Source organism: Elioraea sp. Yellowstone (genome assembly GCF_006704265.1).
Taxonomy (GTDB): domain Bacteria; phylum Pseudomonadota; class Alphaproteobacteria; order Acetobacterales; family Acetobacteraceae; genus Elioraea.
In genome coordinates, this window is record NZ_VIKA01000148.1 from 1 (window position 1) to 7477 (window position 7477).

General features: G+C 72.0%; 6 protein-coding genes and 1 pseudogene. All 7 read left to right on the forward strand.

All coding sequences use genetic code 11. The annotated features are described in order from the left end of the window. Positions 1–427: pseudogene (locus FK498_RS19410) on the forward strand (ImpA family type VI secretion system protein); the annotation flags it as partial. 175 nt (positions 428–602) lie between these two features. After that, on the forward strand, positions 603–1109 hold the full coding sequence (gene tssB / locus FK498_RS15725; protein ID WP_141856188.1) for a type VI secretion system contractile sheath small subunit: 507 nt from the start codon (positions 603–605) through the stop codon (positions 1107–1109). Positions 1110–1113: 4 nt separating this feature from the next. After that, positions 1114–2604 carry a type VI secretion system contractile sheath large subunit gene (tssC, locus tag FK498_RS15730; protein ID WP_141856190.1) on the forward strand — a complete coding sequence of 497 codons (1491 nt, stop codon included), beginning with the start codon at positions 1114–1116 and terminating at the stop codon, positions 2602–2604. Between the two features lie 22 nt (positions 2605–2626). Next, positions 2627–4153, forward strand: a complete 1527-nt coding sequence (gene tssC, locus FK498_RS15735; RefSeq protein WP_237560971.1) for a type VI secretion system contractile sheath large subunit — start codon at positions 2627–2629, stop codon at positions 4151–4153. Continuing rightward, positions 4150–4980, forward strand: a complete 831-nt coding sequence (locus tag FK498_RS15740; RefSeq protein WP_141856192.1) for a type VI secretion system accessory protein TagJ — start codon at positions 4150–4152, stop codon at positions 4978–4980. Before tssC (FK498_RS15735) ends, FK498_RS15740 begins: the two co-directional genes overlap by 4 nt. 50 nt (positions 4981–5030) lie before the next feature. Further along, entirely contained in the window at positions 5031–5531 is a 501-nt protein-coding gene (gene tssE, locus FK498_RS15745) for a type VI secretion system baseplate subunit TssE (RefSeq protein ID WP_141856194.1), read from the forward strand. A gap of 13 nt (positions 5532–5544) precedes the next feature. Next, positions 5545–7353, forward strand: a complete 1809-nt coding sequence (gene tssF, locus FK498_RS15750) for a type VI secretion system baseplate subunit TssF (protein ID WP_255581504.1) — start codon at positions 5545–5547, stop codon at positions 7351–7353. The last annotated feature ends 124 nt before the right edge of the window (positions 7354–7477 follow it).

Below are 7477 nucleotides of genomic sequence, written 5' to 3' on the forward strand. Positions count from 1 at the left end.
CGCGGGCCGCGACGCCCCCCCCACCTCGGCGGTGCGCGGACTGCTCGAACAGGTGCTCGCCGCCGCGCTGCGCTTTGCCGGGCCGAACGCGCCGGCCGAGGGCGAGGCGGAGGACGAGGCGGCGGCCGAGACGGAAGCCGGCGAGACCGGCGAGACCGGCGCGACGCCCGGACCGCGGGCGCGCGGCGCTGCCCGGCCCGGGGAGATCGCCACCCGCGAGGACGCGCTCCGGCTGCTCGAGGAGGTCGCCCGTTGGTTCCGCCGCAGCGAACCGCACTCGCCCCTCTCCTACACGCTGGAGGAGGCGGTGCGGCGCGGCCGCATGACGCTGCCGGACCTGCTGCAGGAGACGCTGCCGGACGAGACCGCGCGCAACGCCTTCCTCACCGCGCTCGGCATCCGCCCGCCCGCCCCGCCCGAGGAGTGAGGCCGCCTCCCGCCTGGGACGGCCGAGACGCGGATCTCTGCCGGTTCGTGCCGCGATGGGATCGTGTTGACCGCGCGGTTGGGCGCGCCGTATCGTCTTCCCGTACCGGATGCCGCGCTGCGGTGCCGAGCGATTTGGCCTGTCCGGAGACCATAGCGAAGGAGGAGAGGCGCGCATGGCGAGCGTTCACGAGAAGCTGACGCGCGTCCGTCGACCGCGTGTGCACATCACCTACGAGGTGGAGACCGAGGGGGCGATGGTGGAGCGCGAGCTTCCCTTCGTCGTCGGCGTGCTGGGGGATTTCTCCGGCGATCCCACCCAGCCGCTGCGGCCGCTGAGCGAGCGCAAGTTCGTCCAGATCGACCGCGACAACTTCAACGACGTGATGGCGCGGATGAATGTCGGCCTGAATCTGAAGGTCGACAACAAGCTGGCCGACGACGGCAGCCAGATGGCCGTCAACCTGAAGTTCAACAGCATCGAGGACTTCGAGCCGGGCCGCATCGTCGAGCAGGTGCCGGCGCTGAAGGCGCTGCTGGAGACGCGCAACAAGCTGCGCGATCTCATGAGCAAGGTGGATCGTTCCGAGGAACTGGAGGGCCTGCTCGAGCAGGTGCTGCAGAACGAGGAGAAGCTGAAGGCGCTGTCGGCCGAGCTCGGCCTCGACAAGAAGGAGGAGTGATCCGATGGCCGAAGCGCAAGCCACCCCCGAAGGCGCCGCCGCGACCACGGTCGAGGCTGAAAGCCTGCTCGGCGCGGCGATCGCCGCCACCAAGCAGACCGAGAAGGATCGCGCCGCCGAACTGATCCGGACGCTCACCGAGGAGGCGCTGAAGGGGACGGTCACCTTCAACAAGAACCTGACGGTCACCTTCAACCGCGCGATCGAGGCGATCGACCGCAAGCTCTCGGCCCAGCTCGCCGAGATCATGCACCAGCCGGCCTTCACCAAGCTCGAGGGCAGCTGGCGCGGCCTGCACTACCTGGTGATGAATTCCGAGACCGGCACCAGCCTCAAGATCCGGGTGCTGAACGTCACCAAGCGCGAGCTCAACCGCGACCTGACGAAGGCGACCGAGTTCGACCAGAGCCAGCTCTTCAAGAAGATCTACGAGAACGAGTTCGGCACCCCGGGGGGCGAGCCCTACGGCGCCCTGATCGGCGACTACGAGTGGACCAACCACCCGGACGACGTCGAGACGCTGCGCCTGATCAGCAATGTCGCCGCGGCTTCCTTCGCGCCCTTCATCTCGGCGGCGGGCGCCGGGCTGTTCGGCTTCCAGGACTGGACCGAGCTCTCCAAGCCGCGCGACCTCGCCAAGATCTTCGACACCGCCGAGTACATGAAGTGGCGCTCGTTCCGGGACACCGAGGACGCGCGCTTCGTCAGCCTGGTGATGCCGCGCGTGCTGGCGCGCCTGCCCTACGGCGCCAACACCAAGCCGATCGAGGAGTTCGGCTACGAGGAGGCGCCCTACAACGAGGCCGGCCAGCCCCAGGCGATGGGCCACCACGACTACTGCTGGATGAACGCCGCCTATGTGATGGGGGCGCGCCTGACGGACGCCTTCGCCAAGTACGGGTTCTGCACCGCGATCCGCGGTGCCGAGGGCGGCGGCAAGGTCGAGAACCTGCCGACCCATGTCTTCACCTCCGACGACGGCGATCCGGACACCAAGTGCCCGACCGAGATCGGCATCACCGATCGGCGCGAGAACGAGCTGTCGAATCTCGGTTTCCTGCCGCTCTGCCACTACAAGAACACTGACTACGCGGTGTTCTTCGGCGCGCAGACGGCACAGAAGCCGAAGAAGTACGACCGGCCGGAGGCGACCGCGAACGCGGCGATCTCCGCGCGCCTGCCCTACATCATGGCGACCAGCCGGTTCGCCCACTTCCTCAAGGTGATGGCGCGCGACAAGATCGGCTCCTTCATGGAGGCGACCGACTGCGAGAAGTGGCTGAACCGCTGGATCTCCAACTACGTCAACGGCAACCCCAACGCGGGGCCGGAGATGAAGGCCCGCTACCCGCTGCGCGAGGCGCGCGTCGAGGTGAAGGAGATTCCGGGCAAGCCGGGTGCCTACAACGCCGTCGCGTACATGCGGCCCTGGCTGCAGATGGAGGAGCTCACCACCTCGATGCGGATGGTCGCGCGCATCCCGCAGAAGGCCTGAGCCGGGGAGCCGGAACGGGATCGTGACGGAGGGCGGCTCCCCGGTTGGTGCGGCCGCCCCGCTGCGCGACGCGGTGCTGGCCGGCGCCCTGTTCGGCCCGGCGGGCGAGGCGGCGGCCGAGCGGCTGGCCGCCTTCGTCGCCGGCGAGGCCGCCCCCCTCACCGCGTGGTTCGGCGCGGCGGAAGCGGCACGGCTGATCGCGGACGCCGAGGCGCTCAGGCTCGCCCTCGACCGCGACGTCGCGGCGCTGGACGCGATGCTGGCCGACCAGGTCGACGCGATCCTCCACCACCCGCGCTTCGCCCGGCTCGAGGGGGCGTGGCGCGGGCTGCAGTGGCTGGTGGCCGAGGCGGGCGCGCTGCCGCGCGTGAAGATCAAGGTGATCACGCTGCCTTGGTCCGAGCTCGTGCGCGATCTCGAGCGCGCGATCGAGTTCGACCAGAGCCGCATCTTCGAGAAGGTCTACGAGGGCGAGTTCGGCACGCCCGGCGGCGAGCCCTTCGGCCTGCTGATCGGCGACTACGAGGTGCGCCACCGGCGCAGCCCCGACCACCCGACCGACGATGTCGCGGCGCTCGCCGCGATGGCCTCGGTCGCGGCGGCCGCCTTCGCGCCCTTCGTCGTGAACGCCGACGCCTCGCTGTTCGGGCTCGAGCGCTTCGGCGAGCTCTCCGGCGTGCGCGACCTCGCTGCGATCTTCCGCACCCAGGAATACGCGCGCTGGCGCAGCCTGCAGGAGCGCGAGGATGCGCGCTTCGTCGGCGTGGTTCTGCCCCGCATGCTGGCGCGACCGGCGCACGCCAATGACGGCACCCGCGCCGACGGCTTCGTCTATGCCGAGGATGCCGGTCACGTCGCGCGCCGGCCATGGATGGGCGCGGTCTTCGCCTTCGCCGCGGTGGTGGCGCGCGCGGTCTCGGCCCATGGCTGGCCGGCCGACGTGAAGGGCACGGATCGCGACCGGATCGGCGGCGGGCTCGTCACCGGCCTGCCGGTCGAGCGCTTCCCGGCGGACCGCGCCGGCGTCGGACCCCGCTTCGCCACCGAGATCGCGCTCACCGACCGCCAGGACCAGGATCTCTCCGAACTCGGCTTCATCCCGCTCACCTGGCTGCGCAACACGCTGGAGGCCGCCTTCGGTGCCTGCCGCTCGCTCCAGGTCGCCAGGACCTACACGGGCGAGGGGGGTGCCGCGGCGAGTGCCAATGCGCGCCTCTCGGCGCAGCTCTCGACCATGCTCTGCGTCAGCCGCTTCGCCCACTACGTGAAGATGATCGGACGGGAGAAGGTCGGCTCCTACGCCACGCCCGAGGAGTGCGAGACGCTGCTGCGCACCTGGCTCGCCCGCTACGTGAACGCCAACACCCGTGCCGGTGCCGAGACGATGGCGCGCTATCCGCTTGCCGCCGCGCAGGTCCAGGTGACCGAGCTGCCGGGCCGGCCGGGCCAGTACGGCTGCACCATCCACCTGCAGCCGCAGTTCCAGCTCGATGACGTGGCGGCAACATTCCGTCTCGTCACGGAAGTCCCGTCGAGGAGCGCCGCATGACCGATCCGACCGGCCAGACCTCCGATCCCGCCTCCGCCGGCGCGCTGTTCCGCGCGGGCAGGCTCGACGACGCGGTGGCGGCGGCGAATGCCGCGGTGCGCAAGGCGCCGACCGATCCGGGCCCGCGCATGCTGCTCGCCGAGCTCCTGCTGTTCCAGGGCAATCTCGAGCGCGCGGACACGCTGATGGACGCGCTCACCGCGATGGAGCCGGGGCTCGCCCTGCAGGCCGCGGCGTTCCGCCAGCTCGTGCGCGCCGAGCAGGCGCGCCGGCAGATCTGGACCGAGGGACGCGTGCCGGAGTTCCTCGGCGAGCCGAGCCCGCATCTGCGCCGCATGCTCGCCGCGCTGGTCACGCTGCGCGCGGGCGACGCGGCCGAGGCGATGCGCCTGCTGGACGAGGCGGAGGCGAACCGTCCGCCGGCCGCGGGGCGGGAGGGCGACGTGCCCTTCACCGACTTCCGCGACGCCGACGACCTCTGCTCGGGCTTCTTCGAGGTGCTGACCACCACCGGCAAGTGCTTCTGGGTGCCGACCGAGCGCGTCGCCTCGGTCGAGTTCCACGCCCCCGAACGGCCGCGCGATCTCTTCTGGCGGCGCGCCAGCATGTCGGTGCGCGATGGCCCCGACGGCGACGTCTACATCCCGGCGATCTATGTCGGCGACCAGGCGGGTCAGCCCGATCCGATCCGGCTCGGACGCGCGACCGACTGGGTGGGCGGCGAGGGCGCACCGATGCGCGGCCTCGGCCAGCGGGTGTTCCTGGTCGGCGACGAGGGGCGCGGGGTGATGGAGCTGACCACGCTCACCTTCGGCGCGCCGTCGTGATGCGCGGGCCGTCGCAATGATCCGGTTCCGGTGACGAGGGACGACCGCCCATGCTGAGGCCGGGGGAGCGGCCGCCGCGCGTCCAGCTCTCGGTGCTGGACCGGCTGCTCGACGACGAGCCCGACCGGCCGCAGGACCGTCCACCCTCGCCGGCCGAGACCCTCGCGGCGCTCAGGCGCGCGGTGCGGCGCGATCTCGAGGCGCTGCTGAACGCGCGCCAGCGCTGGCGTTCCTGGGCGCCGGAACTCGCCGAGCTCGCGCTCTCGCCGCTGAACTACGGCGTGCCCGACTTCACCGCCGGCTACTTCGCCGCCGAGGAGCGGCGCGAGGCGTTCCGGCGCGCCACCGAGGCGGCGATCCGCGCCTTCGAGCCGCGGCTGCGCAACGTCAAGGTCGCGCTCGCCAAGTCCCAGGACGATCTCGACCGCACGCTCCGGCTCAGGATCGAGGCGCTGATGATCGCCGATCCCGAGCCCGAGCACGTCACCTTCGACACCGCCTTCGACGCCTCGGCCATGGCGTTCCGCGTGCAGGGTTCGGCCGCTGTCTGACATCGACGACATCCTGCCCTACTACAACCGCGAGCTGGCCTATGTGCGCCGGCTCGCGGCCGAGTTCGCGCAAGCGCATCCCAAGATCGCCGGCCGGCTCCGGCTCGCCCCCGACGCGATCGACGATCCCCATGTCGCCCGCCTGATCGAATCCTTCGCCTATCTGACCGCGCGGGTGCGCCACAAGCTCGACGACGAGTTCCCCGAGCTGACCGACGCACTGCTCGGCGTGCTCTATCCGCACTACCTCGCGCCGGTCCCCTCCGCCGCGATCGTCCAGTTCACGGGCCTGCCGAGCGCGACCGCGCCGTATACGGTTCCCGCCGGCACCAGCCTCGACACCGAGCCGGTCGGCGGCGAGCGCTGCCGCTTCCGCACCACCTACCCGGTGACGCTGGCGCCGATCGCCATCGACACCGTGCGGCTCTCCGGCCTGCCGCTGCAGGCGCCGGCCAATCCCCAGGCGCGCGGCGTCGTCGGCAGCATCCGGATCGGCCTCAACTGTCTTGCCCCCGAGATGACCTTCGCCCAGCTCGGCATCGACCGGCTGCGCTTCTTCCTGCGCGGCGTGCCGCAGGTGGCCTTGCCGCTCCACGAGCTCATGGTCAACAACACGGTCTCGGTCGCGCTCGCCGACAGCCCGAACGATCCCGCGCCGGTGATCCTGCCGCGCGGCGCGGTGCGCGAGGTCGGCTTCGCGCCCGACGAGGCGCTCCTGCCCTGGCCCGCGCGCGGCTTCGCCGGATTCCGGCTGCTGACGGAATATTTCGCCTTCCCCGAGAAGTTCCTGTTCGTCGACCTCGTCGGGCTCGAGGCGAAGACGCTGGTCTCGGGCGGCAACCGGCTCGAGATCTTCCTCTATCTCGACCGCGCCATGCCTGAGCTCGAGAGGCTCCTGGGCGCGGAGGCGCTGGCGCTCGGCTGCACGCCGGTGGTGAACCTGTTCCCGCATCGCTGCGACCCGCTCGCCCTCGACGGCACGGCGGGCGAACTCCGCGTGGTGCCGGATGCGCGCCGGCCGACCGCGCTCGAGGTCTGGTCGGTCGATGCCGTGCGCGAGAGCCGTCCGGGCAGCCCGGTGCGCGTCTGGCGCCCGTTCTACCGGCTCGATCCGTCGTCGCCGCCGGAGGCGGAGGCCGAGGCGCCGCGCTACCAGGTGGTGCGCCGCGCGGCCACCCCGCCGCTCCCGGGCACCGACGTCTTCGTCGCGCTCGCCGATCCGGCCTTCGATCCCGAACGGCCGGCCGATTCCACGCTCTCGATCGACGCCACCTGCTGCAACCGCGACCTGCCGGCGGCGCTGCCCTTCGGCGGCGGACGGCCGCGCCTCACACCGGTCGAGGGGCTGGGCGGCGTCGCCGCGATGGCGATGCTGACGGCGCCCACGCCCACGCTCCGGCGCACGGCGCGCGAGGGCGGCCATTGGGCGCTCATCTCGCATCTCGCCCTGAACCACCTCTCGGTCACCGGCGGGACGGAGGGCGCGGCGGCGCTGCGCGAGATCCTGCGGCTCTACGACCTGCGCGACCTGCCCGAGACGCGTGCGGCGATCGAGGGGGTGGTCGCGGTGACCGCCGAGCCCGGGGTCGCGCGGGCGCCGGGCGGGCGGATGGGGGCCTTCGTCGGCGGGCTCGACGTGCGCCTCACCCTCGATCCGCGCGCCTTCGCCCAGGGCGCGTTCCTGTTCGCCTCCGTGGTCGAGCGCTTCCTCGCCCTGCACGCCAGCGTCAACAGCTTCGTCCGGCTGACCGCCGCCTTCGCTGGTCGACCGGGCGCGATCCGCACATGGCCGCCACGCGCCGGCGCCGAGCCGCTCCTGTAGTCGAGCGGCTCGCGCGCGAACCCGAGCGCTTCGCGCTCGTCGATGCGCTGCGGGTGCTCGAAGCCGCCGCGCGCGCCGAGCTCCGGCGCGACCCGAGGCGCGCCCCGCGTGCGCCGCTCGGCGG

Coding starts and splice junctions, on each gene's coding strand:
- tssB (WP_141856188.1), top strand. CDS start 603: ATGGCGAGCGTTCACGAGAAGCTGACGCGCGTCCGTCGACCGCGTGTG.
- tssE (WP_141856194.1), top strand. CDS start 5,031: ATGCTGAGGCCGGGGGAGCGGCCGCCGCGCGTCCAGCTCTCGGTGCTG.
- FK498_RS15740 (WP_141856192.1), top strand. CDS start 4,150: ATGACCGATCCGACCGGCCAGACCTCCGATCCCGCCTCCGCCGGCGCG.
- tssC (WP_141856190.1), top strand. CDS start 1,114: ATGGCCGAAGCGCAAGCCACCCCCGAAGGCGCCGCCGCGACCACGGTC.